We start from the raw sequence: 25,868 nt of genomic DNA on the forward strand, positions 1-25,868 counted from the left end.
GCGGGGGTCTCGCGCGTGCGGCTCCGCCGGGCTCGTCCGCCCGCCGGAACTGCACTCTGTAGCGATTCCCTCACAGCGTGAGACCGGCATGGCTACCCTGAACAGGGGGTTCGGCGTGACGCCGTTTTTGTCACAAGGGAGTTGACGATGACCAACGTGTACGGCGAGTGGCTGAAGGCGCAGCGCGGGGCGGCCGGCCTCACGCAGCAGGAGCTGGCCGACATCGCGATCATGACGCGCTCGCACATCGCACACATCGAGGCGGGCCGCCGGATCCCGTCGACGGAGGATGCGCGGAGGTTGGACAGGGCGCTGGGGACGGGGGATGTGTTGCAGAGCTTCCTGCCGAAAGATGACGACACGATCGCCGATTACTTCGAGCCTGCGCGCCAACTCGAACAGCAGGCAACGATGATCAGGGAGTTCGCCTCCGCCTTTGTACCCGGCATCCTCCAGACAAAGAGGTACGCGCGCGCGGTTCTGGGCACGACCTTCCCTCCCAGGAGTGACGAAGAACGTGACAGGCACGTTGTCACACGGATGGAACGGTCCAAGGTCCTGGCAGATCCGGTGACGCCCGTAGTGTGGGCGCTGCTGGACGAAACGGTCCTACGACGTCCGGTCGGTGGCCGAGAGGTCATGGCTGAACAGATCGCGCACATCATCCAGTTGGTGGAGAGCCGGCGTGTACGCGTGCACATCCTCCCCGTGAGCCTCGGCGTCCATCCGCTCATGCAGGGCATGCTGACGCTGATGTGGTTCGAGGACCAGCCACCGACCGCGTACAGCGAAGGCGTCTCAGTCGGCAAGCTGCACGACTCCCCGTCCGTGGTCCAGCGCCTACAAGGCGTCTACGATCTGGCGCTGGGCGACGCACTGCCCTCGCAAGAGTCACTGGCCCTGATGCGGGCGATCGCGAAGGAACACGAAGACCATGAATGAACACACCATCCCGGACGCCTCCGCGCTGAGCGGCTGGCGCAAGTCGTCGTACAGCGGGAACGAGTCCGGAAGTTGCGTCGAGGTCCTGGACGGCTACCCGTCAGGTGTTCCGGTCCGTGACTCCAAGGTATCCCACGGCCCGGCGCCCATCTTTACAACCGCTGGCTGGTCAGCCTTCATAGCTGCACTAAAGGATAACAACCCGCCCCACGGTCAAGGAAAGCCCACTTAGACTGACAACAGGTCGTCAAGGAGGCTCACCTTCAAGAGACGCAGCTTCTCAAGTTCAGAGAACCCAACATGGATCGATTTATCCAGCGCGTGCGCAATTTCAACAATCTTCCACTGACGCCAAAGAGGCACGTTCGGAACAGCAAGCTGTCGAACTGCGGCTTGGGAAATGTTCGCCTGGCCAGTACTACCGCTGAGAAAGGTATCGATCTGACCCCGCACTGGTGGCATCTTAAGCGCAATCTCTAGGAATTCAGCGCAGGCTAGCACTTCGTCAGGAACCAATCGCAGCGTCTTATCGCTAAGCATCAGCTTTCCATGCGTTGCCTCGACCAGACAAACCGTTCCAACCAAGCTGCGCACTCCGTTCGCGCGAGCCATGAGTAGATCGCCGGGGCGGATTTCGAGGTCCGGCCGTGGAGTCAATCCTGCCGGAAGGCGCTTGGATTCATGAGGGAGGAACCGCCCTCCCGACACGGCACTAACACGGATAACACCCCATTCGTTAACCCCTGGGGGTGAGGCATCGCAAGACGGACTCCACCCCGCTTCAACCCGCTCGATAAACGAGCCAAGTTGAACGGACCGTTCCTCACCTTCCCCCCACGATTGACTAATCACAGAACTCAAGACAGCGTGTCGATTCGTCTCCTGCTTCGCGATTGAGGCATCGATGGCACGCTCCTGCGCCGACACCGCTTCAATCACCTCGACGATTCGCCGCTGCTCGGCCATGGACCTCAGCGGAAACAGCAGGGCACCGAAACGTTCTCCACCGAGATGGGCGATGCTCGTCGTCTGCTTCGCAATGGCGGCAAAAACACCGGTAGCCAGCCACCGCTCAAAAATGATCTGCGCATACGCGGGAAGCACTTCGCTGCCAGGGCGAAACCGGACAAGTGTGTTCTGGAAGCAGTAAGCGCCTGAAGAGCCCTGATAGATCGCACTGCGCCCAACAAGTTCCAGACTCTGTCCCTCGTTCAGCAAAATATCGCCCGGCTTGAGCCCATAGATTTTTCGCTCACCTGAGCTGAATCCCATGGAGTTCACGTCGGAGTAGTCGATGCGCCCCTGAAGCACGTTCGCGACGCGCAGGTACGGGAATTGCCCAGCAGCTTCCCTGCTACTCGGCGAGAGCTGCTTTCCCATGCGGACCTCGCCGACTTCCCGCACCGGAACCCACCGGATCTCGGCATCAGTCGACATAGCCCAGCTCCTCCAGGAACCCGTCCAACGTCGCCGCCGCCCGCTCGCGCTCCGCACGGATCTCGGTCAGCGAGACCGCGTACTTGTCCGTCCACACCCTGTACGCGTCGATCAACTCCCGCCGACGCCGCACCACATGCCCCTCCAGCTTCCCCGCCAGATCGTCCCGCAGCAGCTCAAGCACAACCCGGCGCTCCCCCTCCGGGTCCTCCGCCAGCCGCTGCCGCGCCGCAGTCAGCCTCGGCGGGTCCTGCATCAGCTTGTCGGGGTCCGGCCACGGAGTGAACCAGAACTCCGCCTCCAGCTTCTTGACCCGCGCCGCCGCCTTCGTCCGCTCCTTCTTCACGTGCGCCAGCTCCGCCAGCTGCTCCACGCTCAACTCGACCCGCTCCCGTGTGACAGCGTCCTCGTCACCCTCGGTCTCGCCGTCCTCCCCCGACTCCGACGGCTCCGCGTTGAGTTCCTTCCAGCGCGCGTCCAGCTCCGCCTTGCGGGCGTCCGCCTCCGCCAGCTCCGTCAGGAACTCGGGGACGATCGCCGCGACCACCTTGTGGCCGTACGCCTGGCGCCGTTCCGCCGCCGTGCGCTTGCGCAGCTTCCTCGTCCTCGGGTCCTGTTCGGGCGCGAGCATCGTCTCGACGTTCTCGACCCAGCCGTCGAGGACCCCCGCGAACCCGTTCTCCGACAGGGCCAGCAGGTCGTACTTGGCCTCGTACCACCAGCCGGCCACCGCGCCCGCGAGCGCGTACCGGTCGAGCAGGCCGATGCCGCCGAGCCGCTTCACGAACGACTCGATCAGCGAACCCCGTACGGCCATCAGCGCCGCCTTGCGCTCCGAGGCCGTCAGGCCGGCCAGGCGCTCGTCCGTGGCGGCGACGGCCTCCAGGTGGCGGGCCTCCTCGTCCCACCACTTGGCGAAGACCGTCCGCAGCGCCTCCTCGCGGGGGCGTGCCAGCTCCGCCAGCCGGGCCGCGTCCGGGCGCTCGTCCTCCGGGAGGAAGTCGACGTACGCCGGGTCCACCGGGTCCCGCTCCGCGAACAGGTCCTCAAGCCGGATCCCGTACGCGTCGAGCAGCTCCTGCTTGGCCTCGATCTCGGCGCGCGGCATCCCGCCCGTCAGGTGGGCCCGCACGTCCTGCGGCTCCGGCGGGGGCGTGTTGTCGACGTACCGGCGGATGTTGAGGTTGTAGTCGTTCTCCCGCAGTTCCTCGCGGTCGACCCACCGGGCGAAACCGGGCACGTCCTCCCGCGCGCGGAACGTGGTGACGATCTTCTCCGCGTGTTCGGGAAGGAGGACGTTCTGCGCCCGCTCCGCGTGGTACTCGCGGTCCGCGTTGATGAAGAGGATCCGGCCCTCCCGGTCGCGGTCCTTCTTGCCCGGGGGGCGGAGGACCAGGATGCAGGCGGGGATGCCCGTGCCGTAGAAGAGGTTCGGGGCGAGGCCGATGACCGCCTCGATCGCGTCCTTCTCGATCAGCTCCGCGCGGATGTCCCGCTCGCCGCCGCCCCGGAAGAGCACGCCGTGCGGCATGACCGTGATGACCATGCCGCCGGGCCCCTCCCGCTTGGTCATCCAGAGCATGTGCTGGAGGAACATCAGGTCAGCCTTGCCGCGCTCACTCGTCGCGCCGTACTTCGCCCGCTCCGCCTTGTGCGGGTAGCTCTCGTACGAGTAGTCCATGGAGAACGGCGGATTGCTCAGTACGCCGTCGTAACGCTGGTCGTCCGACGTCGGGACGTGTGCCGGTTCCGACAGGGTGTCGCCGGTCCGCAGGTCGAAGCGGGTGCTGACGCCGTGCAGCACCATGTTCATGGTGGACATGATCCAGGAGCCGCTGTTGGCGTCCTGGCCCGCGAAGAACATGTTCGTGGTGTCGCCGCCGTGCTCCTCCACGTACTCCTTGGCGTGGATGAGCATGCCGCCCGAGCCGACGCAGGGGTCGTAGATGCGCGTGCCGTCCTCGGGGGCGAGCAGCTCGACCATCATCCGGACCACGGCGCGCGGGGTGTAGAACTCGCCGCCCTTGCGGCCGGCGGAGTCCGCGAACTCCTTGATCAGGTACTCGTACGCGGCACCGATCAGGTCCGGGAACTCGAAGTCGTCCGTCCGCAGACGCACCCGGCCGAAGTGGGCGATCAGCAGCCTCAGCCGCTGGTCGGCGAGCTTCGCCGCGCCGGCCGTGGCGCCCGAGCCGCCGATGCGGTTGAAGTCGAGCTGGTCGAAGAGGCCCTTGAGCTTGGCGTTCTGTCCTTCGAGGGCCTGGAGCGCGGGCCGCAGGAAGTCCTCGTTGATGTTGTGGGTGGCCGACGAGATCAGGGCCCAGCGGGCCTTCTCCGGGACGAAGAGGACCCCGTTGGTGTTGTAGGGGGTCGGCTTCTCCAGCCAGCCCTCCAGATGCTCCCCGGTCAGGCCCTTCGGAGCGTTCTCCTTGATCCGCTCGCGCGCCGCCTCGAACTCGTCGTTGGCCCGCTTCAGGAACAGCAGGCCGAAGATGTAGTCCTTGTACTCGGAGGCGTCCATCGTGCCGCGGAGGATGTCCGCGGCGGCGAAGAGATGCCGCTCCAACTGCGCGAGCGTGAGCTTGGCCACGTCACCGTCTTCCCTACGAGCCGATACGACCAGGGAACCCTACGGCGATTCGGGGCCGGGGTGATAACCCGGGCCTGAGCCGTCACCCTCCGTCAGTACGCGGTGATGCCGAGCCCCTCCTCGACGAACTCGTACACGTCCGTGTAAGGGTCCCGCAGGTCCTTGGCCTTGTGGGCGGGGTGCTGGGCGTTGATCTCCTGGGCCCGCTTCTTCGCCAGGGCGAAACTGCCCTTCGGGATCTGCTCGGGCAGGACGCTCTTGATGTTCTCGGCGTCGTTCGCGAAGGGGAGGAGCTTCACCGCTTCCCCGCAGACACCGCCGAAGGTGCTCTGGACCGGCTTGTGGTGGAGCAGTCGCCAGAGCTCGAAGCAGGGGTGCGAGAAGGCGATCCGCACACCCGCCTCCTTCGCCAGCTTGAAGGCGTCCGGGATCTGCTCGTGCTGGTCCCTGTCGAAGAGGCACCAGACCTCGGGCCAGAACTTCTCCGCCAGCTTCGCCTTCTTCGCGGCCCGTGTCTCGTCACGCATCAGCCGTGCCGCCACGTCGACCAAGGTGATGGGCTTGCGCTGCGAACCGGGTGCGGTCGCGTTGGCAATCCGGACCTCGATGCCGTTCGCACCGGCCCGGTCTCGCACGATCTCGATGTACTGGGGCTCGGTCACCCGGCCCTCGGTGAAGACGTGGACGATCTTGTTCCGCCGCTGCCCCCTGCTCGCGGGCCCCAGCGAGTCCTTCCCCCTCGTACGCGCCATCAGCTGCCGCTCCGCTCCGCCTCGTACTCACGTTCCCGCTCGTTCGCCGCCAGCAGCCGCCGCGCGATCTGCCCCTCCAGCAAGGCGGGAACGGCTCCGAACGCCCCGGCCAGGTAGGACTTCATCAGGTCCTCTTCCTCCCCGGGGGAGGCGGCGGTCAGCGGATAGAGCTGGGTCGCCCCGTCGTCGTCCTTCTCGGTGAGCCACACCTGCGCGGGCTCAAGGAGACGGCCCCCGCTCGGTGTGGTGAGGACGGACGGGTCGTGCGAGGTGAAGACGAGCTGCGCGCCCTTGGGATTGGCCTGGGGGTCGTGGAAGAGCCTGACGACCTCGGCCGCGAAGCGCGGGTGCAGGCTGGCGTCGAGCTCGTCGACGAGCAGGACGGCGCCTTCGTCCAGGGCCAGCAGCAGCGGGCCGAGCAGGGCGAACCACGAGCGGGTGCCGTACGACTCGTGGCGCCAGTCGAGGGAGACGTCCCCCGCGGCGGACCGGTGCGTGAGGCGCACCTCCGGGCGCCCCTTGCCCCCGTCGACCGTCTCCGCTCCGGTGATGCCGAGGTCCGCGACCCGCAGCAGCTCGTTGATGCGGCGTGCCCGGGCGCCCGACAGCTGGCGCGTCGTGAACGTCTCCCGTTCCTGGCGCTCGACCTCGGGGTCGATCAGCCAGAGGTTCCGGCGGAACCAGTGGAACAAGGGGGTGAGCTGCGGGTGGTTGTCCGTGCCCGCCGTGGAGAGCACCAGGGCGTTCGGCCGGGTGCGCCGCTCCAGGCCGGCGCGGTCCTTCACCCGGGCACCCGGCCAGTCGTAGACCTTGGGGCGGGAGGCGTCGCGGTCCAGCCACACCTGTCGGTGACCGCGGGGGTAGCTGTGCAGCCACTCGGCCTCGACCCGCTCGGAGCCCAGCTCGAAACCGTACGTCCAGCGGATCCCGTCGAGGACGAGGTCCACCTCGTAGAAGCTCGACTCCTCGGTCCCCTTGGCGTCCAGGGCGAAGGGGACGCGGTCCGTGCCGTCGTACGAGGCCCAGCGCGCGTAGGAGTTCTGCACCGCGCCGCTCATGTCCGTCATCGCGGCGAGGACGTTCGACTTGCCCGAGGCGTTGGCGCCGAAGACGCCGATCAGAGGGAGCACGCCCACCGCGCCGCCGGGCAGCTCGACGCGTCGGGCGGCGGCGCTCGGCGCGTCCTCGGGTACGACGAAGGTCAGTTCCTGTTCGTCGCGCAGTGACCGCACATTGGCCGTGCGGAATCTCAGCAGCATGCCGGCCCCTCTCCGCCGCCAGCGTAGTAGGTGGGCACGACAGCGGCGCGCCCAGGTTCGGGTCGCGCCGCTGCGGAGCTGTGGTGGGCCCTCGGGAGGACCCCCGGATCAGTGGAGCTTGTTCACGGCGGTCTTCGTCGTCGTCCGGAAGGCCTTCAGCGGGGCGTCCTTCAGGTCGCCCATCTGGCCCCAGCGGACGAGGGTGACGGTGCGGCCGTCGCGGCCGACCGAGAAGAGGTGGACGTCGGAGTTGCCGATCTGCGGGTCGGCGGTGTCCAGGCTGTAGACCCAGGCGCCCTCCTCGACGTCGATCTTGCCGTGGTAGGCGCTGACGGCGTCCAGGCCCGGGTTCTGCTGCTCCAGGAGGGGCCCGCAGCCGGCGAGGGACTTGCGGAGGGTGTCGACCAGCTTCACCGCGTCGGCCTCGGTGCGGGCGACGGTGGTGACCTGGACGCCGTTGGTGTCCAGCTCGGTGTTGAACTCGCGGTAGCGGCTGTTCTGCGCCGGGATCTTGTACGAGGCGCAGAGGACGCCGCCGTTCTCCGGGACGCCGGCGAAGACCGGGGTGGCGGTCCACGGCGTCGACGACGGCGGCATCTGGGAGGCGGCCAGGAAGGCGGGCTGGGCGGCCGCCTGCGCCGGGGCCGTGGCGAGGGCCGCGAGGCCCAGGGCGGCAGCGGCGGTCGCGGCGAACGCGGTGCGGAGCTTGTTCATGGTGGTGGTTCCCCCGTCGGGTCGTTCGGTCAGTGCTCCACCAGCGTCGGGGGCGACACCCGCCGCCCGCAACGGTGACGCGCCCGCCCTCCGTCCCGGAACCATTCCACCCCCGCTGACGTGCAAGGACGTAAAGGGTGGGACGCAGGGTCAAGGGGGATGGAATGCCGAAGGACGCCGCCGTCGAGGAGTTCGCGCGGCTCGTGCGCGAGCTGAAGGCGCGGGACGGGAGGAGTTACGAGGCGCTGGGCCGGCGCCTGAGCGTCAGCGCGTCCACCCTCCACCGCTACTGCTCCGGCGCGACCGTCCCGGAGGAGTTCGCCGTGGTCGACCGCCTCGCCCTGCTGTGCGGGGCGGACGGGGAGGAGCGGCGGGACCTGGAGGCGGCCTGGACGGAGGCGGACCGCGCCCGCCGCCGCACGCCCCCGCCCGTGCCCTCGCCCGCACCCTCGCCCGCGCCCGTGCCCTCGCCCGCGTCCCCGACCGCGCCCGTGCCGTCCGCGCCGGAACCGAGCCCGGAACCAGAACCGGAACCGTCCGCGCCGGAAGCGGAACCGTCCGCGCCGGAAGCGGGCCCCGGCCCGGACCCGAGCCCCGCTCCCTCCCCGGACCCGACCGCGCCGGAAGCACCCCGTCCCCGCTCCCTCCCCGCCCCCCTCCTCGTCGCCGGGGCCGTCGTCCTCGTCGTGCTCGCCCTCGCCGCCGCCCTGCTCGGCCGCCCCTCCCGCACGCCTTCCGCCCCCGCCGCCGCACCCACCTCCGTCCCCGCCCCCCGAAAGGAGCAGCCCCTCCCCTTCACCTGGTTCGTCGGCTCCCAGCTCTGGCAGGGCGACTGCGGGCACACGTACCTCGTGGACCGGGCCCCGCGCGCGGTCGCCCCGCCGCCGGTCACGGCCGACGCCAGGGCGTGGGCGGGGGCGCACGGGGCCGTGCACGGCGGGGAGACGCTGGTGCGGGTCACGGTCCAGGGCCGGTCGCCGTCCACCGCCGTCGTCCTCCACGCCCTGCACGTCCGCGTGGTCGGCCGGGCCGCGCCGCCGCCGTGGAACGCGTACCGGATGGGCGACGGCTGCGGCGGCGCCGTCACCCCGCGCCACTTCGCCGTGGACCTCGACCGGCCGCGCCCGCTCGCCCGGCCCGTCGACGGCCGCGACGCCTCCGGCGCCGAGGTCCGGACGATCCCGGCCGTCTCCTTCCCGTACAAGGTCACCGCCTCCGACCCCGAGGAGCTGCTGGTCTCCGCGCGGACGGCGGGCTGCGACTGCCGCTGGTACCTGGAGCTCGAATGGAGCAGCGGGGACCGGTCGGGAACGGTAAGGATCACGGACGGCGGGAAGCCCTTCCGTACGAGCGGGATCACGAGTGGGAGCACGGGAAGGCCGACGTACGCGTACGACACCGCCGAAGGGCGCTGGATCACAGACGCGGAGTCTGGACAGAGCGGGTGACCGGTGGGTAACTTCGTCCGGTAAAGGCTGAGCAAGCGCTTAGGCAGATGCCCGGGCGTCGGAGCGACCGGCCGGACCAGGACAGGAACCGAAGGAGGCGGCTCGTGCGCCGTACCGTATTCAACGAGGACCACGAGGCGTTCCGGGAGACCATCCGGGCCTTCATCGAGGCCGAGGTCGTCCCCGTCTACGACGAGTGGTTCGCGGCCGGCCAGGCGCCCCGCGACTTCTACTACAAGCTCGGCGAGCTGGGCATCTTCGGCATCAACGTCCCCGAGGAGTTCGGCGGCGCGGGCCTGGACACCCACAAGTTCGAGGCCGTCCTGTACGAGGAGACCTCGCGCGCGGGCGTCCAGTTCGGCGGCTCCGGCGTCCACGTCCTCCTGGCCCTGCCGTACATCAAGATGCTGGCCACCGGGGACCAGAAGAAGCGCTACCTGCCGAAGTTCGTCTCCGGCGAGGAGATGTGGGCGCTCGCCATGACCGAGCCGGGCACCGGCTCCGACGTCGCGGGCATGAAGACCACCGCCAAGCTCTCCGAGGACGGCACCCACTACGTCCTCAACGGCGCCAAGACCTTCATCACCGGCGGCGTCCACGCCGACCGCGTGATCGTCTGCGCCCGCACCTCCGCCCCGTCGGCCGAGGACCGCCGCTTCGGCATCTCGCTCTTCGCCGTGGACACCAAGTCCGAGGGCTACTCGATCGGCCGCAAGCTCGACAAGCTCGGCCTGAAGACCTCCGACACCGCCGAGCTGGCGTTCGTCGACGTCAAGGTCCCCGTCGAGGACCTGCTCGGCGAGGAGGGCAAGGGCTTCTCCTACCTGGGCCACAACCTCGCCTCCGAGCGCTGGGGCATCGCCTTCGGCGCCTACGCGCAGGCCAAGGCCGCCGTCCGCTTCGCGCAGCAGTACGTGCAGGAGCGCACGGTCTTCGGCAAGCCGGTCGCGCACTTCCAGAACACCAAGTTCGAGCTGGCCGCCTGCCAGGCCGAGGTCGACGCCGCCGAGGCCGTCGCGGACCGCGCCCTGGAGGCCCTGGACGCGGGCGAGCTGACCCCGGCCGAGGCCGCGAGCGCCAAGCTGTTCTGCACCGAGGTCGCCCACCGCGTCATCGACCGCTGCCTCCAGCTGCACGGCGGCTACGGCTACATGAACGAGTACCCGATCGCCCGCCTGTACGCCGACAACCGCGTCAACCGCATCTACGGCGGCACCAGCGAGATCATGAAGTCGATCATCGCGAAGTCGATGGGCCTGTAGGTCCCGGTGACCGAAGCGCACGGCGCCCTGGACGCCCTGCTCGATCTGCTCGACCTGGAGCGGATCGAGCGGGACATCTTCCGGGGGCAGTCCCGGTCCGCGCTCGTCCCCCGCGTCTTCGGCGGCCAGGTGGCCGCCCAGGCGCTCGTGGCGGCGGGCCGGACCGTGCCCGAGGATCGCCTCGCGCACTCCCTGCACGCGTACTTCCTGCGCCCCGGCGACCCCGGCGCGCCGATCGTGTACGCGGTCGACCGCATCAGGGACGGGCGCTCCTTCACCACCCGCCGGGTCGTCGCCGTCCAGCACGGGCAGCCGATCTTCCACCTCTCCGCCTCCTTCCAGGCGTACGAGGACGGGCTCGACCACCAGGCGGACGTGCCGGCCGCGCCGGACCCGGAGTCGCTGCCGACGGCCGCCGAGACGCTGCCCCGGCACCTGCCGGCGGAGGTCGCGGAGCGCCTTCTGGAGGCACGGGCGGCCGTGGACCTGCGGTACGTGGACACCCCGCCGTGGGGCTCGGTCGGAGAGCCGCGCGAACCGCGCTCGCAGGTGTGGTTCCGCACCAACGGCAAACTGGCCGACGACCCCCTCCTGCACGTCTGCCTGGCGACGTACGTCTCCGACATGACGCTGCTCGACTCCGTCCTGCTCGCGCACGGGCGGGGCGGCTGGGCCGTCGGGGACGTGGTGGGGGCCTCCCTCGACCACGCGATGTGGTTCCACCGGCCCTTCCGGGCCGACGAGTGGCTGCTGTACGACCAGGAGTCGCCGTCCTCCGCCGGCGGGCGCGGCCTCGGGCAGGCCAGGATCTGGACGCGGGACGGGAAGCTGGCCATCTCGGTCATCCAGGAGGGTGTCGTTCGCGTGCCGCGCCCGTGACCGGGCATACGTTCCGATCATGGGACGAGAGGTAGAGAGCGACACGGGCGACGGGAACGGCGAGAGCACCTTCACCGTGATCGTGGCGGCGGCGGCGAACCTCGGGATCGCCGCCGCCAAGGCCGTCGCGGGCCTGGTCAGCGGGTCGAGCGCGATGATGTCGGAGGCGGCCCACTCCCTCGCGGACACGGTCACCGAGATCATGCTGCTCACCGCGCTCCGGCGGAGCGGGAAGCCGGCCGACGAGGACCATCCGGTCGGGTACGCGGGCGAGCGGTACGTCTGGGCGATGCTGGCGGCCGTCGCGACCTTCGTCGGCGGCGCGGTCTTCTCCGTGTACGACGGGATCCACACCCTCACCCACGGCGAGGAGCCGGGCGACCCGCTCGTCTCGTACGTCGTCCTCGCCGTCGCCTTCGTCCTGGAGGGCTTCTCGCTGCGGACCGGGCTCCGGCAAGTCGGGGGCGAGGCGCGGCGGCGGAAGACCCCGTTCGCGACCTATCTGCGGCGCACCCCCGACACCACCGTCAAGGCGGTCGTCCTGGAGGACTCGGCCGCCCTGGTCGGCCTGCTGCTCGCGGCGGGCGGCCTGCTCGGCGGGCAGCTGACCGGCTCCGGCGTCTGGGACGGCGTCGCCTCGGTCCTCATCGGCGCGCTCCTCGTGTACGTGGCCTGGGTGCTGGGCCGTTCCAACGCCGAGCTGCTGGTCGGCCGCCCGCTGCCGGAGGAGATGCGGGAGGCCGTGCGCGCGGAGCTGCTCGCCGTCCCGCAGGTGGAGGCGGTCCTCGACCTCACGACCCTGATCCAGGGGCCGGGCGAGGCCCTGGTCGCCGCGAAGGTCGACTTCCGGGACGGGGTCCCGGCCGAGGAGGTCGAACGGGCCTGCGAGGAGGCCGAGGACCGGCTCCGCGCGCGCGTGCCGGCGGTCCGCCGGGTGTACCTGGACCCGACGCCGGGCGGAGGGCGACGGGGGCGGGGGCGGGACTGAACCGGCGGCTCAGCCCAGACCGGCCGCGTCGAGCAGGTACGCCGTCATCGGCTCGTAGTAACGGGGGTCCAGGACGTGGTCGTCGAGCGGGACCGTGACCTGCATGGTGCCCTCGGCCTCGCCCAGGAAGAGGGCGGGGTCGTTGCAGTCCGCGTACCCGATGGAGTCGATGCCGCGCTGGCCCGCGCGCCCGGCCCAGCCGTGGTCCGCGACCACCAGGTCGGGCGCGGGCTCGCCCAGGACCTCCAGGCCGTCCAGGATCGCGTTCATGGGCTCCGGGGAGTGGGTGTGCCAGAGGCTGGCGCCCCGCTCGAAGACGGCGACGTCGGCGAACTGCACGACGTACCCCTCGTCGGCGATCAGGCCGCCGGGGATGCGGACGACGTCGCAGCCCCGGGCGCGCAGCGCGGCCGCGACGCGGCTGTGGACGTCGATGAGGGAGCCGGGATGGCCGGTCGCGAAGAGGACCCGCTCCCGCCCCTCGGCGGCCTTGCGGAGCCGGGCGGCCATCCGGTCCAGGGCGTCCACGGTCAGCTCGGGGTCGATGGTGTCCTGGCCGGTCCGGTGGGCCGGGTCGTCGACGACGCCGCACCGCTCGGCCATCACGGCGAGCACGTCCTGCTCGTCGGCCCAGCGGTCCCCGAGTTCGAGCCCGAGCCAGTAGTGCCGGTCGCCGTTGGCGAGTCTCCGGTAGTGGGAGAGGTTGTTGTCGCGCGGCGTGGCGACGTCTCCCGCGATCCGGGTGCGGACGAGGTGCTCGACGAGGGCGGGGCGGCTGAGTATCGGCATGGCACTCATTCTGTCCGAGCCCCGGGGCCACCGGGGCCCGGATTCCGCCTCCTGGACGCCCCGGGCCCCCGGCGGCGAGCCGGTCGGCGTCCCGGAGGCCCCCGGCGGCGGGCCGGGCGGGCTCAGCCGGTCGCCAGCGCCCCGAAGGCCCCGTGGGCGAGGCGTCGCAGCAGTTCCTCCATGGGGCGGCGGCCGAGGGCGGCCAGGTGGGGGGTGGAGTTGAGCAGGCCGAAGACCGCGTGGACGGCGGTGCGGGCCTCGCTCTCGGGGGCGTCCGGGTACAGCTCGCGGACCGTCGCCACCCACAGCTCGACGTACTGCCGCTGGAGCTTGCGGACCCGCTTGCGGTCCTCGTCCTTGAGCCGGTCCAGCTCCCGGTCGTGGAGGGTGATCAGCGGCCGGTCGTCGAGGGCGAAGTCGATGTGCCCGTCGATGAGGGCGCCGAGCAGGGCCCGGGCGTCGCCGCCCGCCTCCCCCGCCCGCAGCCGGCCGCCGGCGAGCAGCCGCTCGCTGATGCCGACGAGCAGTTCGGCGAGCATCGCGTCCTTGCCGGGGAAGTGCCGGTAGAGACCGGGGCCGCTGATGCCGACCGCGGCCCCTATCTCGTCCACGCCCACGCCGTGGAAACCGCGCTCGGCGAAGAGGCGGGCGGCCTCCTTGAGGATCTGCTCGCGGCGCGTGGGGGCGTCGATCCTGCCGCCGGCGGTGGTAGTCGTGGCCATGCCTTCATCCTAGACAACCCCGTTAGCGGTCGTTAACCTGTCCGCCATACGTTAACGCTCATTAACCGGACAAGGGAGATCGGTCGATGCAGCAGGCACCCGTGCTGTCGAGTGCGGCGGACCCCGCCTCGCCGGCCTGGCAGGCGAACGAGGCCGCCCACCACGAGCTGGCCGCCACCCTGCGCGCCAAGCTCGCGGCGGCCGCGCTGGGCGGGGGCGAGAAGGCCCGGGCGCGGCACACCGCGCGCGGCAAGCTGCTCCCCCGGGACCGGGTGGACACGCTCCTCGACCCGGGCTCGCCGTTCCTGGAGCTGGCCCCGCTCGCGGCGAACGGCATGTACGGCGACCAGGCCCCGGCCGCCGGCGTCGTCGCGGGCATCGGGCGGGTCTCGGGCCGCGAGTGCGTGATCGTCGCGAACGACGCCACCGTCAAGGGCGGCACGTACTACCCGATGACGGTGAAGAAGCACCTGCGGGCCCAGGAGGTGGCCCTGGAGAACCGTCTCCCCTGCCTCTACCTGGTCGACTCCGGTGGCGCCTTCCTGCCGATGCAGGACGAGGTCTTCCCCGACCGGGAGCACTTCGGCCGCATCTTCTACAACCAGGCCCGGATGTCCGGCGCGGGCGTCCCGCAGATCGCGGCCGTCCTCGGCTCCTGCACGGCCGGCGGCGCGTACGTCCCCGCGATGAGCGACGAGGCCGTGATCGTGCGGAACCAGGGCACGATCTTCCTCGGCGGCCCGCCCCTGGTGAAGGCCGCGACCGGCGAGGTCGTCACCGCCGAGGAGCTGGGCGGCGGCGAGGTCCACTCCCGGATCTCCGGCGTCACCGACCACCTCGCCGAGGACGACGCCCACGCCCTGCGGATCGTCCGCAACATCGTCGCCACGCTCCCCGAGCGCGGCCCGCTCCCCTGGTCGGTCGAGCCCGCCGAGGAGCCGAAGGTCGACCCGTACGGCCTGTACGGGGCCGTGCCCGTCGACTCCCGCACCCCGTACGACGTGCGCGAGGTCGTCGCCCGGGTCGTGGACGGCTCCCGCTTCCAGGAGTTCAAGGCTGAGTACGGGCAGACCCTGGTCACCGGCTTCGCCCGCATCCACGGGCACCCGGTCGGCATCGTCGCCAACAACGGCATCCTGTTCGCCGAGTCCGCCCAGAAGGGCGCGCACTTCATCGAACTGTGCGACCAGCGCGGCATCCCGCTGGTGTTCCTCCAGAACATCACCGGCTTCATGGTCGGCAAGGCGTACGAGCACGGCGGCATCGCCAAGCACGGCGCCAAGATGGTCACGGCCGTCGCCACCACCCGGGTCCCGAAGCTGACCGTGGTCGTCGGCGGCTCGTACGGCGCGGGCAACTACTCGATGTGCGGCCGGGCGTACTCCCCCCGCTTCCTGTGGATGTGGCCCAACGCCAAGATCTCCGTCATGGGCGGCGAGCAGGCCGCCTCCGTCCTCGCGACCGTCAAGCGCGACCAGCTCGGCGACGACTGGAGCGCGGAGGAGGAAGAGGCCTTCAAGGCCCCGATCCGCGAGCAGTACGAGACCCAGGGCAGCGCCTACTACGCGACCGCCCGGCTCTGGGACGACGGGGTCATCGACCCCCTGGAGACCCGGCAGGTCCTCGGCCTCGCCCTGACCGCCTGTGCCAACGCGCCCCTGGGAGACCCCCAGTTCGGCGTCTTCCGGATGTGAGGGGTTCTCGGAACATGTTCGACACCGTTCTTGTGGCCAACCGGGGCGAGATCGCGGTCCGGGTCGTCCGCACCCTGCGGGAGCTGGGCGTCCGCTCGGTGGCCGTGTACAGCGACGCGGACGCCGACGCCCGGCACGTGCGGGAGGCGGACACGGCGGTGCGGATCGGCCCGCCGCCGGCCGCCGAGTCGTACCTGTCGGTCCCCGCCCTGCTCGACGCGGCCCGCCGCACCGGCGCGCAGGCCGTCCACCCCGGCTACGGCTTCCTCGCGGAGAACGCCGGCTTCGCGCGGGCCTGCGCCGAGGCCGGGCTGGTCTTCATCGGCCCGTCCGCCGAGGCGATCTCCCTGATGGGCGACAAGATCCGGGCCAAGGAGACCGTGAAGGCGGCGGGCGTGCCCGTCGTCCCCGGCGCCGCCGACCCCGAACTGGCCGAGGCCGCCCGCGAGCTGGGCGCGCCCGTGCTGCTCAAGCCCAGCGCGGGCGGCGGCGGCAAGGGCATGCGGCTCGTGCGGGACCTGGCGGTCCTGGACGAGGAGATCGCGGCGGCCCGGCGCGAGGCGCGCGCCTCCTTCGGCGACGACACCCTCCTCGTGGAGCGGTGGATCGACGGGCCCCGGCACATCGAGATCCAGGTCCTCGCCGACGCCCACGGCAACGTGATCCACCTCGGGGAGCGCGAGTGCTCGCTCCAGCGCCGCCACCAGAAGATCATCGAGGAGGCCCCGTCCGTCCTCCTGACCCCGGAGCTCCGGGCCGCGATGGGCGCGGCGGCGGTCGAGGCGGCCCGGTCCTGCGGCTACGTGGGCGCGGGCACGGTCGAGTTCATCGTTCCGGGCGGCGACCCCACCTCGTACTGCTTCATGGAGATGAACACCCGGCTCCAGGTCGAGCACCCGGTGACCGAGCTGATCACCGGCATCGACCTGGTGGAGTGGCAGCTGCGGGTCGCCTCCGGCGAGCCGCTGCCCTTCGCCCAGGAGGACGTCCGGCTGGACGGCTGGGCCATCGAGGCCCGGATCTGCGCCGAGGACCCCTCCCGCGGCTTCCTGCCGTCGGGCGGCACGGTCCTGGCGCTGCACGAGCCGCAGGGCAACGGCGCGCGGACGGACTCGGGCCTGAGCGAGGGCACGGAGGTCGGCAGCCTGTACGACCCGATGCTCTCGAAGGTCATCGTGCACGCCCCGGACCGCCCCACGGCCCTGCGCCGCCTGCGCGCGGCCCTCGCGGACACGGTCACCCTGGGCGTCCCGACGAACGCAGGCTTCCTGCGGAGGCTGCTGGCCCACCCGGACGTGGTCTCCGGCGACCTCGACACCGGTCTGGTGGAGCGCGAGGCGGAAGGCCTCGTCCCCAAGGACGTCCCGGCCGAGGTGTACGCGGCGGCGGCGGCCGTACGGCTCGCGGAGCTGGCCCCGGCACCCCGGGACGGCTGGACGGACCCCTTCTCCGTGCCGAACGGCTGGCGCCTGGGCGGCACTCCGAACCCGCCCGTCTTCCCCGTACGCGTACCGGGCCTCGAACCGGTGACGGCGGAGGCGCCGCCCGGCGCCCGGGTGACGGGCTCCTCGGTGACGGTCGTCGTGGACGGGGTCACCCACACGTTCCACCGGGCCGGTGCCTGGCTGGGCCGCGACGGCGACTCCTGGCACGTCCTCGACCACGACCCGGTCGAGGCGGCGCTCGGCGGGGCCGGGCGCGGCGGGGCGGACACGCTGGCCGCGCCGATGCCCGGCACCGTGACCGTGGTGAAGGTGTCCGTCGGGGACGAGGTGGAGGCCGGGCAGAGCCTGCTCGTCGTGGAGGCGATGAAGATGGAGCACGTCATCTCCGCCCCGCACGCCGGGACCGTCACCGAGCTGGACGTCACGCCCGGCACCGCCGTCGCGATGGACCAGGTCCTGGCCGTCGTCACCCCGCACGGGACCTCCGGGGAGGAAGCGTGACCACCGGACTGCCCATGACCGTCCCCGGCGCCGGGCTCCCCGCCCGGGTCCGGATCCACGAGGTGGGGGCCCGCGACGGCCTCCAGAACGAGAAGGCGGCCGTCCCGACCGAGGTGAAGGCGGAGTTCGTCCGCCGTCTCGCCGCGGCCGGTCTGTCCACCGTCGAGGCGACCAGCTTCGTGCGCCCCGAGTGGGTGCCCCAGCTGGCCGACGCCGAGGCCCTGTTCCCGCTGGTCCGCGACCTCCCGGTCCGCCTGCCGGTCCTGGTGCCGAACGAGCGCGGGCTCGACCGGGCGCTCGCGCTCGGCGCCCGGGAGATCGCCGTCTTCGCCTCGGCCACCGAGTCCTTCGCCAAGGCCAATCTGAACCGGACCGTGGACGAGTCCCTCGCGCTCTTCGCGCCGACCGTCGTCCGGGCCGTGGAGGCCGGCCTGAAGGTCCGCGGCTACCTGTCCATGTGCTTCGGGGACCCGTGGGAGGGCCCGGTCCCGGTCGAGCAGGTCGTCCGGGTCGCCCGGGCCCTGGCCGACATGGGCTGCGACGAGCTGAGTCTGGGCGACACGATCGGCGTGGCGACCCCGGGCCACGTCGAGGCCCTGCTGACCGCGCTGAACGAGGCGGGCGTCCCCACCTCCCGCATCGCCGTGCACTTCCACGACACCTACGGACAGGCCCTGTCCAACACCCTGGCCGCGCTGCGGCACGGGGTGACCACGGTCGACGCCTCCGCCGGCGGCCTCGGCGGCTGCCCGTACGCGAAGAGCGCGACCGGCAACCTCGCCACCGAGGACCTCGTGTGGATGCTCGACGGCCTCGGCATCGAGACCGGGGTCGATCTGGCCGCCCTCACCGCCACGAGCGTGTGGATGGCCGAACAACTGGGCCGGCCCAGCCCGTCCCGCACCGTCCGCGCCCTCTCCCACAAGGAGTGAAGGAACCCATGTCCCTCGACCACCGGCTCTCCGCCGAACACCAGGAACTCCGCCGCACCGTCGAGGCGTTCGCCCACGACGTGGTGGCCCCGAAGATCGGGGACTACTACGAGCGGCACGAGTTCCCGTACGAGATCGTCCGCGAGATGGGCCGCATGGGCCTGTTCGGGCTGCCGTTCCCCGAGGAGTACGGCGGCATGGGCGGCGACTACCTGGCCCTCGGGATCGCCCTGGAGGAGCTGGCCCGGGTCGACTCCTCGGTGGCCATCACCCTGGAGGCGGGCGTCTCGCTCGGCGCGATGCCGCTGCACCTGTTCGGCACCGAGGAGCAGAAGCGGGAGTGGCTGCCGAGGCTGTGCGCGGGCGAGGTCCTGGGCGCGTTCGGCCTGACCGAGCCGGGTGCCGGCTCGGACGCGGGCGGCACCCGCACGACGGCCGTCCGCGACGGCGACGAGTGGGTGATCAACGGCTCGAAGTGCTTCATCACCAACTCCGGCACGGACATCACCGGTCTGGTGACGGTCACGGCGGTCACCGGCCGCAAGCCGGACGGGCGCCCGCTGATCTCCTCGATCATCGTCCCCTCCGGCACCCCGGGCTTCACGGTCGCGGCCCCGTACTCGAAGGTCGGCTGGAACGCCTCGGACACCCGCGAGCTGTCCTTCGACGACGTCCGGGTCCCGGTCGGGAACCTGCTCGGTGAGGAGGGCCGGGGGTACGCGCAGTTCCTCCGCATCCTGGACGAGGGCCGGGTCGCCATCGCCGCCCTGGCCACGGGCCTCGCGCAGGGTTGCGTGGACGAGTCCGTGAAGTACGCGAAGGAACGTCACGCCTTCGGACGCCCGATCGGGGACAACCAGGCCATCCAGTTCAAGATCGCGGACATGGAGACCCGGGCGCACATGGCCCGCATCGGCTGGCGGGACGCGGCCTCGCGCCTGGTCCTGGGCGAGCCCTTCAAGAAGGAGGCGGCCATCGCGAAGCTGTACTCCTCCACGGTGGCCGTGGACAACGCCCGCGAGGCCACCCAGATCCACGGCGGCTACGGCTTCATGAACGAGTACCCGGTGGCCCGCATGTGGCGCGACTCCAAGATCCTGGAGATCGGCGAGGGCACGAGCGAGGTCCAGCGGATGCTGATCGCCCGGGAGTTGGGCCTGTCGGCCTGAGTCCGCACGACCGCACCGGCCCGTCGCCCCCGGGAGGGGCGGCGGGCCCCGTCATGTCCGGGAGGGGCGGCAGGCCCCCTCGTGTCCGGGCCGGGCACCCCGCCCGATCGGAGAATATGAGGTTAGGCTAACCTACATTCGCCGTCGATCGAGGCGGCCCCGCCCGCCCGGGAGACCCCGTACCGAAAAGGTGCCCGCCCCATGACGCACGCCGAGACCGCCCCCTTCCGGTTCTTCTCGCTCCGGGTCGACCGGACGCGGCGGCTCGGCCCGTCCCTGGTCCGGGTCACGTTCACCGGGGAGGACCTGAAGGGCTTCGCCGCCGGCGGCCGCGACCAGTCGCTCTCCCTCTTCCTGCCGCACCCCGGCCAGGAGGCCCCCGTCCTGCCTCCCCTGGACGGGCAGGACATGTACGCGGTCCTCGGCGCCTGGCGGGCGATGCCCCACGAGGAGCGGGCCGTGATGCGCTCGTACACCGCCCGCGAGCAGCGCACCGGGCCGGACGAGCTCGACATCGACTTCGCGCTCCATGAGGACGGCGGGCCGGCCTGCCGCTGGGCCGCGAGCGCCGGGCCCGGCGACCGGGTGGTCGTCCTCGGCCCCGCCGTGGCCGACAACACGGCCGTCCGCTTCCGGCCGCCCGAGGACGCCGACTCCGTCGTGATCTGGGCGGACGAGACGGCCCTCCCGGCGGCCTCGGCGATCCTGGAGTGGCTGCCGGCCGGGACCCGCGCCCGGGTCTTCCTGGAGGTCCCGTACGCCGGCGACCGGACCGAACTCCCGACCGCCGCCGACGCCGAGGTCACCTGGCTCGTCCGGGAGGAGGGGGCGCCGTCCGCCGTGGACGCGGTGCGCGGCGCCGAACTGCCCGGAGCGTCCCCGTACGTCTGGATCGCGGGCGAATCGGGGTCGGTGAAGGCGCTGCGCCGCCACTTCGTGCGCGAGCGCGGGCTCGACCGGCGCCGGGTGACGTTCGTCGGGTACTGGCGCAGGGGACTGTCCGAGGACGCCCTGCGCGAGGTGCCGGACGAGACGCGGGAGGACGAGGCGCGCGACGGGGCGTAGGCCCGCCGCGATCCCCGCTCCTCCGCCCGCCGCGTAATCCATCTCACTCAAACCGGCCCCGCCCGGGGAGGTTTGGGGGTGCTCACCGCGAAAAAATTAGGTTAGGCTCACCTACATTCCACTGATCGCGTCCCCGGCGATCCCCCCATGCCCCCTCAGCGTTTCCTCCCGAAAGGGTCCCCGCATGCGCTCCCACCTGCTCAACGGCACCACGGCGGAGAGCTATCGTCGCTCCGTCACCGAAGGCGTCGAGCGGGTGGCGGACAAACTCGCCTCGGTGCGAGGGCCGTTCACCGGCACGACCCCCGCCGAGCTGGCCCCCGTCATCGACGCCGTCGACCTCGACCGGCCGCTCGGGGACGTCTCCGCCGCCCTCGACGAGCTGGAGGACGTCTATCTCCGCGACGCCGTCTACTTCCACCACCCCCGCTACCTGGGCCACCTGAACTGCCCGGTCGTCATCCCCGCCGTCGTCGGCGAGGCCGTCCTCTCGGCGGTCAACTCCTCCCTGGACACCTGGGACCAGAGCGCCGGCGGCACCCTCATCGAGCGGAGGCTGATCGACTGGACCGCCGGCCGGGCCGGCTTCGGGCCCGCCGCCGACGGCGTGTTCACCAGCGGCGGTTCGCAGTCCAACCTCCAGGCGCTGCTCCTCGCCCGCCAGGAGGCCAAGACGGACGACCCGTCGAAGCTCCGGATCTTCTCCTCCGAGTGCAGCCACTTCAGCGTCCAGAAGTCGGCCGGCCTCCTCGGCCTCGGCGCCGGGGCCGTCGTCTCCGTCCCGGTCGACGCGGAGAAGCGGATGCGGGCCACCGCCCTCGCCGCCGAGCTGGCCGCCTGCCGCGCCGAGGGACTGGTCCCGATGGCGGTCGTGGCCACCGCCGGCACCACCGACTTCGGCTCCATCGACCCGCTGCCCGAGATCGCCGACCTGGCCGACGAGTACGGCACCTGGATGCACGTCGACGCCGCCTACGGCTGCGGACTGCTCGCCTCCCCCACCCGCCGCCACCTGCTCGACGGCGTCGAGCGGGCCGACTCGGTCACCGTCGACTTCCACAAGTCCTTCTTCCAGCCGGTGAGTTCCTCCGCGCTCCTGGTCCGCGACGGCGCCACCCTGCGCCACGCGACCTACCACGCGGACTACCTCAACCCGCTCCGCACGGTCGCCGAGAAGATCCCGAACCAGGTCGACAAGTCCCTCCAGACCACCCGCCGCTTCGACGCGCTCAAGCTCTGGATGACCCTGCGGGTGATGGGCGCCGACGGCGTCGGCGGCCTCTTCGACGAGGTCTGCGACCTGGCCCGACAGGGTCACGCGCTGCTCGCCGCCGACTCCCGCTACGAGGTCGTGGTCGAGCCGAGCCTCTCCACGCTCGTCTACCGCTACGTCCCCGCCGGCGACGCCGACCCCGAGGCCGTCGACCGGGCCAACCTGCACGCCCGCAAGGCCCTGTTCGCCTCCGGCGAGGCCGTCGTCGCCGGGACCAGGGTCGACGGCCGCCAGTACCTCAAGTTCACCCTGCTCAACCCCGAGACCACCGCCGCCGACATCGCGGCCGTCCTCGATCTGATAGCCGGCCACGCCGAGCAGTACCTGAGAGAGAACCTTGTCCACGCCTGAGAAGGCCCTGTCCGAGACGGCGGCGTCCACGACGCCCGCGCCCGAGACGACCGCACACGACACGGCTCGGATCCACGACTTCATCGGCATCGGCCTCGGTCCGTTCAACCTCGGACTCGCCTGCCTGACCGAGCCGATCGAGGAGCTGGACGGCCTCTTCCTGGAGTCCAAGCCCGGCTTCGAGTGGCACTCCGGGATGTTCCTGGAGGGCGCCCACCTCCAGACCCCGTTCATGTCGGACCTGGTCACCCTCGCGGACCCGACCTCGCCGTACTCCTTCCTCAACTACCTGAAGGAGAAGGGCCGCCTGTACTCGTTCTACATCCGGGAGAACTTCTACCCGCTGCGGACCGAGTACAACGACTACTGCCGCTGGGCCGCCGACCGGCTCACCTCGGTCCGCTTCTCGACCACGGTCACCGCCGTCACCTTCGACGGGGCCGCCGAGGTGTACGAGGTGGCCACCGAGGGCGGCGCGACGTACCGCGCCCGCCGGATCGTCCTCGGCACCGGCACCCCGCCGCACGTCCCCGAGACCTGCCGGGACCTGGGCGGCGACCTGATCCACAACTCGCGCTACCTGCCGAACAAGGCGGAGCTCCAGAAGAAGAAGACCATCACCCTGGTCGGCAGCGGCCAGAGCGCCGCCGAGATCTACTACGACCTCCTGAGCGAGATCGACGTCCACGGCTACCGGCTCAACTGGGTGACCCGCTCCCCGCGCTTCTTCCCGCTGGAGTACACCAAGCTCACCCTGGAGATGACGTCCCCGGAGTACGTGGACTACTTCCACGCGCTCCCCGAGCGGACCCGCTACCGCCTGGAGACCGAGCAGAAGGGCCTCTTCAAGGGCATCGACGGCGAACTCATCAACGCCATCTTCGACCTGCTCTACCAGAAGAACCTGAACGGTCCCGTGCCCACCCGGCTCCTCACCAACTCGGCGCTGCACACCGCCGCGTACGACGAGGAGAGCGGCACGTACGCGCTCGGCTTCCGCCAGGAGGAGCAGGAGAAGGACTTCGCCCTGGAGACCGACGGCCTGATCCTGGCCACCGGCTACAAGTACAGCGTCCCCGCCTTCCTGGAGCCGGTCCGCGACCGCCTCCGCTGGGACGGACAGGGCCGCTTCGACGTGGCGCGCGACTACGCGATCGACACGACGGGCCGCGGCGTCTACCTCCAGAACGCCGGCGTCCACACCCACTCGATCACCTCGCCCGACCTGGGCATGGGCGCGTACCGCAACGCCCGCATCATCGCCGCGATGCTGGGCCGCGAGTACTACCCCGTCGAGAAGACCATCGCCTTCCAGGAGTTCTCCGTATGACCGTCCGCTTCCGCCCGCTCGACCCCGTCCAGGACGCGGAGCTGCTCCACGGCTGGGTCACCCACCCCAAGGCCGCCTTCTGGATGATGCAGGACGCGAGCCTGGAGGACGTGGTGCGCGAGTACTCGGCCTTCGCCGCGAACCCGCACCACGAGGCGTTCATCGGCCTGGTCGACGGGGTCCCCGCGATCCTCATGGAGCGCTACGACCCGGCCCACCTGGAGCTGGTCGGCCTCTACGAGCCGCAGCCGGGTGACGTCGGCATGCACTTCCTGGTCGCGCCGACCGACACCCCCGTGCACGGCTTCACCCGCAGGGTGATCACCGCCGTGATGGCGGAGCTGTTCGCCGACCCGGCGACCGCCCGCGTGGTGGTCGAGCCGGACGTCGCCAACAAGGCCGTCCACGCGCTCAACGCGGCCGTGGGCTTCGTGCCCGAGCGCGAGATCCAGAAGCCGGAGAAGAAGGCGCTGCTGAGCTTCTGCACCCGGGCGCAGTTCGAGGCCGCCGTGGGAGCCGCCGCATGAGCACCGTTCCGCAGACCGCCGACCCCGTCGCCCACCTCACCCCCGGGCGCTGGGCCGACGCCAACCGCGCGCTGATCCGCAAGGGCCTGGCCGAGTTCGCCCACGAGCGGCTGCTCGACCCGCGCGCGCTGGGCGACGGCCGGTACGAGGTCCTGTCCGACGACGGCGCGACCGCGTACCGCTTCGCCGCCGACCGGTACGCCCTCGACCACTGGCAGGTCGACCCGGCCTCGATCACCCGCCACCGGGGCGACGACGAACTCCCCCTGGACGCGCTGCTCTTCGTCACCGAGCTGCGCGGCGCCCTGGGGCTGAGCGACGAGATCCTGCCGGTGTACCTGGAGGAGATCTCCTCCACCCTGGCGGGCACCGCCTACAAGGCGACCAAGCCGCAGGTGGCCTCCGCCGACCTGGCCCGCGCCGGCTTCCAGGCGATCGAGACCGGGATGACCGAGGGCCACCCCTGCTTCGTCGCCAACAACGGGCGCCTCGGCTTCGGCGTGGACGAGTTCCGCGCGTACGCCCCCGAGGCCGCGAGCGGCATCCGCCTGATCTGGCTGGCCGCCCGCCGCGACCGGGCCGCCTTCACCGCCGGGGCGGGCATCGACTACGAGGCCTTCGTCCGCTCCGAGCTGGGCGACGCGGCGGTGGACGGCTTCGCGGCGACCCTGGCCGCCCGCGGCCTGGACCTCGCCGACTACCTCCTCATGCCGGCGCACCCCTGGCAGTGGTGGAACAAGCTGTCCGTCACCTTCGCCGCCGAGGTGGCGCAGGAGCGCCTGGTGTACCTGGGCGAGGGCGACGACACGTATCTGGCGCAGCAGTCGATCCGCACGTTCTTCAACACCTCGGACCCGGCCAAGCACTACGTGAAGACGGCCCTGTCGGTCCTCAACATGGGCTTCATGCGGGGTCTTTCGGCCGCGTACATGGAGGCGACCCCGGCGATCAACGACTGGCTGCACGACCTGATCGAGAACGACTCCGTCTTCAAGGCGGCGCGCTTCTCGATCATCCGGGAGCGGGCGGCGGTCGGTTACCGGCACCTGGAGTACGAGGCCGCCACCGACCGCTACTCCCCCTACCGCAAGATGCTGGCCGCGCTCTGGCGCGAGTCGCCGGTGCCGTCCCTGGCGGAGGGCGAGCGGCTGGCGACGATGGCCTCGCTGCTGCACGTGGACCACGCGGGCGCGTCCTTCGCGGGCGCGCTGATCGCGGAGTCGGGCGAGGAGCCGGCCGTCTGGCTCCGCCGGTACCTGGACGCCTACCTCCTCCCGGTCCTGCACAGCTTCTACGCCTACGACCTGGCGTTCATGCCGCACGGCGAGAACGTGATCCTGGTCCTGGACGAGCGCGGCGGGGTCGTGCGGGCGATCTTCAAGGACATCGCGGAGGAGATCGTCGTCATGGACCCGGACGCGGTCCTGCCGCCGGCGGTGGAGCGGGTCCGCGCGGAGGTCCCGGAGGACATGAAGCTCCTCTCGGTCTTCACCGACGTCTTCGACTGCTTCTTCCGCTTCCTGGCGGCGACGCTCGCGGCGGAGGGCGTCCTCGACGAGGACGGCTTCTGGCGCACGGTCGCGGAGTGCGTGCGCGGCTACCAGGAGGAGCACCCGGAGTTCGCGGCCCGCTTCGAGCGGTACGACATGTTCGCGGAGACCTTCGCCCTGTCGGCCCTCAACCGCCTCCAGCTCCGCAACAACAAGCAGATGGTCGACCTCTCGGACCCGTCGGCGGCCCTCCAGCTCGTCGGCGACCTCCCGAACCCGATCGCCCGCTTCGCCTGACCCCGGAACCGG

At 71.2% G+C, this 25,868-nt stretch carries 22 protein-coding genes; 15 read left to right on the forward strand and 7 right to left on the reverse strand.

Annotation, left to right across the window (positions count from 1 at the left end):
- The first annotated feature begins 147 nt into the window (after nt 1–147).
- Both OO47_RS23505 and OO47_RS35375 read left to right on the forward strand, forming a co-directional pair.
- Nucleotides 148–942, forward strand: coding sequence for a helix-turn-helix domain-containing protein (locus OO47_RS23505; protein ID WP_030210375.1), 795 nt, complete (start codon nt 148–150; stop codon nt 940–942).
- The gene (locus OO47_RS35375; protein ID WP_078489854.1) at nt 935–1,174 is read left to right on the forward strand and encodes a DUF397 domain-containing protein; all 240 of its coding nucleotides are present in this window, start codon (nt 935–937) and stop codon (nt 1,172–1,174) included. Before OO47_RS23505 ends, OO47_RS35375 begins: the two co-directional genes overlap by 8 nt.
- Here the strand turns inward: OO47_RS35375 and OO47_RS36375 are convergent.
- From OO47_RS36375 to OO47_RS23525, 5 genes are all read right to left on the reverse strand, one after another.
- Nucleotides 1,171–2,379: a restriction endonuclease subunit S gene (locus OO47_RS36375; RefSeq protein ID WP_106969452.1), complete on the reverse strand. Its 1,209-nt coding sequence runs from the start codon at nt 2,377–2,379 to the stop codon at nt 1,171–1,173. The genes OO47_RS35375 and OO47_RS36375 overlap by 4 nt on opposite strands.
- A complete protein-coding gene (locus tag OO47_RS38510; RefSeq protein ID WP_030210373.1) occupies nt 2,369–4,969 on the reverse strand; it encodes an HsdM family class I SAM-dependent methyltransferase in 2,601 nt (866 codons plus the stop codon). The genes OO47_RS36375 and OO47_RS38510 overlap by 11 nt, the downstream gene beginning before the upstream one ends.
- Nucleotides 4,970–5,061: 92 nt before the next feature.
- Nucleotides 5,062–5,721, reverse strand: coding sequence for an RloB family protein (locus tag OO47_RS23515; RefSeq protein ID WP_030210372.1), 660 nt, complete (start codon nt 5,719–5,721; stop codon nt 5,062–5,064).
- Nucleotides 5,721–6,980, reverse strand: a complete 1,260-nt coding sequence (locus tag OO47_RS23520) for an AAA family ATPase (protein ID WP_030210371.1) — start codon at nt 6,978–6,980, stop codon at nt 5,721–5,723. Before OO47_RS23520 ends, OO47_RS23515 begins: the two co-directional genes overlap by 1 nt.
- 108 nt (nt 6,981–7,088) lie before the next feature.
- Nucleotides 7,089–7,694 (reverse strand): hypothetical protein, encoded by a 606-nt coding sequence (locus OO47_RS23525; RefSeq protein ID WP_030210370.1) that lies wholly within the window; start codon nt 7,692–7,694, stop codon nt 7,089–7,091.
- Between the two features lie 164 nt (nt 7,695–7,858).
- Between OO47_RS23525 and OO47_RS23530 the strand changes: the two genes are divergently transcribed.
- The 4 genes from OO47_RS23530 (at nt 7,859) to OO47_RS23545 (ending at nt 12,271) form a co-directional block, all read left to right on the forward strand.
- On the forward strand, nt 7,859–9,142 hold the full coding sequence (locus tag OO47_RS23530; RefSeq protein ID WP_030210367.1) for a helix-turn-helix domain-containing protein: 1,284 nt from the start codon (nt 7,859–7,861) through the stop codon (nt 9,140–9,142).
- A 104-nt stretch (nt 9,143–9,246) separates the two neighbouring features.
- Nucleotides 9,247–10,404 (forward strand): acyl-CoA dehydrogenase family protein, encoded by a 1,158-nt coding sequence (locus OO47_RS23535; protein WP_030210362.1) that lies wholly within the window; start codon nt 9,247–9,249, stop codon nt 10,402–10,404.
- A gap of 6 nt (nt 10,405–10,410) precedes the next feature.
- On the forward strand, nt 10,411–11,283 hold the full coding sequence (gene tesB / locus OO47_RS23540) for an acyl-CoA thioesterase II (RefSeq protein ID WP_030210360.1): 873 nt from the start codon (nt 10,411–10,413) through the stop codon (nt 11,281–11,283).
- 19 nt (nt 11,284–11,302) lie between these two features.
- On the forward strand, nt 11,303–12,271 hold the full coding sequence (locus OO47_RS23545; RefSeq protein WP_030210357.1) for a cation diffusion facilitator family transporter: 969 nt from the start codon (nt 11,303–11,305) through the stop codon (nt 12,269–12,271).
- Nucleotides 12,272–12,280: 9 nt separating this feature from the next.
- On the opposite strand, the gene OO47_RS23550 is transcribed toward OO47_RS23545, so the two are convergent.
- On the reverse strand, nt 12,281–13,060 hold the full coding sequence (locus OO47_RS23550) for a phosphatase (RefSeq protein ID WP_030210355.1): 780 nt from the start codon (nt 13,058–13,060) through the stop codon (nt 12,281–12,283).
- 122 nt (nt 13,061–13,182) lie between these two features.
- Nucleotides 13,183–13,782, reverse strand: a complete 600-nt coding sequence (locus OO47_RS23560; protein WP_030210353.1) for an SACE_7040 family transcriptional regulator — start codon at nt 13,780–13,782, stop codon at nt 13,183–13,185.
- A gap of 86 nt (nt 13,783–13,868) precedes the next feature.
- Between OO47_RS23560 and OO47_RS23565 the strand changes: the two genes are divergently transcribed.
- The 9 genes from OO47_RS23565 (at nt 13,869) to OO47_RS23605 (ending at nt 25,856) form a co-directional block, all read left to right on the forward strand.
- Nucleotides 13,869–15,476, forward strand: a complete 1,608-nt coding sequence (locus OO47_RS23565) for a carboxyl transferase domain-containing protein (RefSeq protein ID WP_030210352.1) — start codon at nt 13,869–13,871, stop codon at nt 15,474–15,476.
- Between the two features lie 14 nt (nt 15,477–15,490).
- A complete protein-coding gene (locus OO47_RS23570; protein WP_030210344.1) occupies nt 15,491–17,422 on the forward strand; it encodes an acetyl/propionyl/methylcrotonyl-CoA carboxylase subunit alpha in 1,932 nt (643 codons plus the stop codon).
- 14 nt (nt 17,423–17,436) lie between these two features.
- Entirely contained in the window at nt 17,437–18,354 is a 918-nt protein-coding gene (locus OO47_RS23575) for a hydroxymethylglutaryl-CoA lyase (RefSeq protein ID WP_030210342.1), read from the forward strand.
- Nucleotides 18,355–18,362: 8 nt separating this feature from the next.
- On the forward strand, nt 18,363–19,523 hold the full coding sequence (locus OO47_RS23580) for an acyl-CoA dehydrogenase family protein (RefSeq protein ID WP_030210338.1): 1,161 nt from the start codon (nt 18,363–18,365) through the stop codon (nt 19,521–19,523).
- 201 nt (nt 19,524–19,724) lie between these two features.
- Nucleotides 19,725–20,588, forward strand: coding sequence for a siderophore-interacting protein (locus OO47_RS23585; protein WP_030210334.1), 864 nt, complete (start codon nt 19,725–19,727; stop codon nt 20,586–20,588).
- Nucleotides 20,589–20,772: 184 nt separating this feature from the next.
- Entirely contained in the window at nt 20,773–22,212 is a 1,440-nt protein-coding gene (locus OO47_RS23590) for a pyridoxal phosphate-dependent decarboxylase family protein (protein ID WP_030210331.1), read from the forward strand.
- Between the two features lie 70 nt (nt 22,213–22,282).
- A complete protein-coding gene (locus OO47_RS23595) occupies nt 22,283–23,542 on the forward strand; it encodes a lysine N(6)-hydroxylase/L-ornithine N(5)-oxygenase family protein (RefSeq protein ID WP_030210330.1) in 1,260 nt (419 codons plus the stop codon).
- Nucleotides 23,539–24,069: a GNAT family N-acetyltransferase gene (locus OO47_RS23600; RefSeq protein WP_030210329.1), complete on the forward strand. Its 531-nt coding sequence runs from the start codon at nt 23,539–23,541 to the stop codon at nt 24,067–24,069. The genes OO47_RS23595 and OO47_RS23600 overlap by 4 nt, the downstream gene beginning before the upstream one ends.
- Nucleotides 24,066–25,856, forward strand: coding sequence for an IucA/IucC family protein (locus tag OO47_RS23605; protein ID WP_030210328.1), 1,791 nt, complete (start codon nt 24,066–24,068; stop codon nt 25,854–25,856). The genes OO47_RS23600 and OO47_RS23605 overlap by 4 nt, the downstream gene beginning before the upstream one ends.
- The last annotated feature ends 12 nt before the right edge of the window (nt 25,857–25,868 follow it).

This window comes from Streptomyces bikiniensis (assembly GCF_000716625.1).
Taxonomy (GTDB): domain Bacteria; phylum Actinomycetota; class Actinomycetes; order Streptomycetales; family Streptomycetaceae; genus Streptomyces; species Streptomyces bikiniensis.

Excerpts from the sequence above, each read along its gene's own strand:
- OO47_RS23600 (WP_030210329.1), top strand. The coding sequence starts at position 23,539 with ATGACCGTCCGCTTCCGCCCGCTCGACCCCGTCCAGGACGCGGAGCTG.
- OO47_RS23505 (WP_030210375.1), top strand. The coding sequence starts at position 148 with ATGACCAACGTGTACGGCGAGTGGCTGAAGGCGCAGCGCGGGGCGGCC.
- OO47_RS23565 (WP_030210352.1), top strand. The coding sequence starts at position 13,869 with ATGCAGCAGGCACCCGTGCTGTCGAGTGCGGCGGACCCCGCCTCGCCG.
- OO47_RS36375 (WP_106969452.1), bottom strand. The coding sequence starts at position 2,379 with ATGTCGACTGATGCCGAGATCCGGTGGGTTCCGGTGCGGGAAGTCGGC.
- OO47_RS23550 (WP_030210355.1), bottom strand. The coding sequence starts at position 13,060 with ATGCCGATACTCAGCCGCCCCGCCCTCGTCGAGCACCTCGTCCGCACC.
- OO47_RS23575 (WP_030210342.1), top strand. The coding sequence starts at position 17,437 with ATGACCGTCCCCGGCGCCGGGCTCCCCGCCCGGGTCCGGATCCACGAG.
- OO47_RS23545 (WP_030210357.1), top strand. The coding sequence starts at position 11,303 with ATGGGACGAGAGGTAGAGAGCGACACGGGCGACGGGAACGGCGAGAGC.
- OO47_RS23590 (WP_030210331.1), top strand. The coding sequence starts at position 20,773 with ATGCGCTCCCACCTGCTCAACGGCACCACGGCGGAGAGCTATCGTCGC.
- OO47_RS23515 (WP_030210372.1), bottom strand. The coding sequence starts at position 5,721 with ATGGCGCGTACGAGGGGGAAGGACTCGCTGGGGCCCGCGAGCAGGGGG.
- OO47_RS35375 (WP_078489854.1), top strand. The coding sequence starts at position 935 with ATGAATGAACACACCATCCCGGACGCCTCCGCGCTGAGCGGCTGGCGC.
- OO47_RS23560 (WP_030210353.1), bottom strand. The coding sequence starts at position 13,782 with ATGGCCACGACTACCACCGCCGGCGGCAGGATCGACGCCCCCACGCGC.
- OO47_RS23605 (WP_030210328.1), top strand. The coding sequence starts at position 24,066 with ATGAGCACCGTTCCGCAGACCGCCGACCCCGTCGCCCACCTCACCCCC.
- OO47_RS23580 (WP_030210338.1), top strand. The coding sequence starts at position 18,363 with ATGTCCCTCGACCACCGGCTCTCCGCCGAACACCAGGAACTCCGCCGC.
- OO47_RS23525 (WP_030210370.1), bottom strand. The coding sequence starts at position 7,694 with ATGAACAAGCTCCGCACCGCGTTCGCCGCGACCGCCGCTGCCGCCCTG.
- OO47_RS23520 (WP_030210371.1), bottom strand. The coding sequence starts at position 6,980 with ATGCTGCTGAGATTCCGCACGGCCAATGTGCGGTCACTGCGCGACGAA.
- OO47_RS23530 (WP_030210367.1), top strand. The coding sequence starts at position 7,859 with ATGCCGAAGGACGCCGCCGTCGAGGAGTTCGCGCGGCTCGTGCGCGAG.
- OO47_RS23570 (WP_030210344.1), top strand. The coding sequence starts at position 15,491 with ATGTTCGACACCGTTCTTGTGGCCAACCGGGGCGAGATCGCGGTCCGG.
- OO47_RS23585 (WP_030210334.1), top strand. The coding sequence starts at position 19,725 with ATGACGCACGCCGAGACCGCCCCCTTCCGGTTCTTCTCGCTCCGGGTC.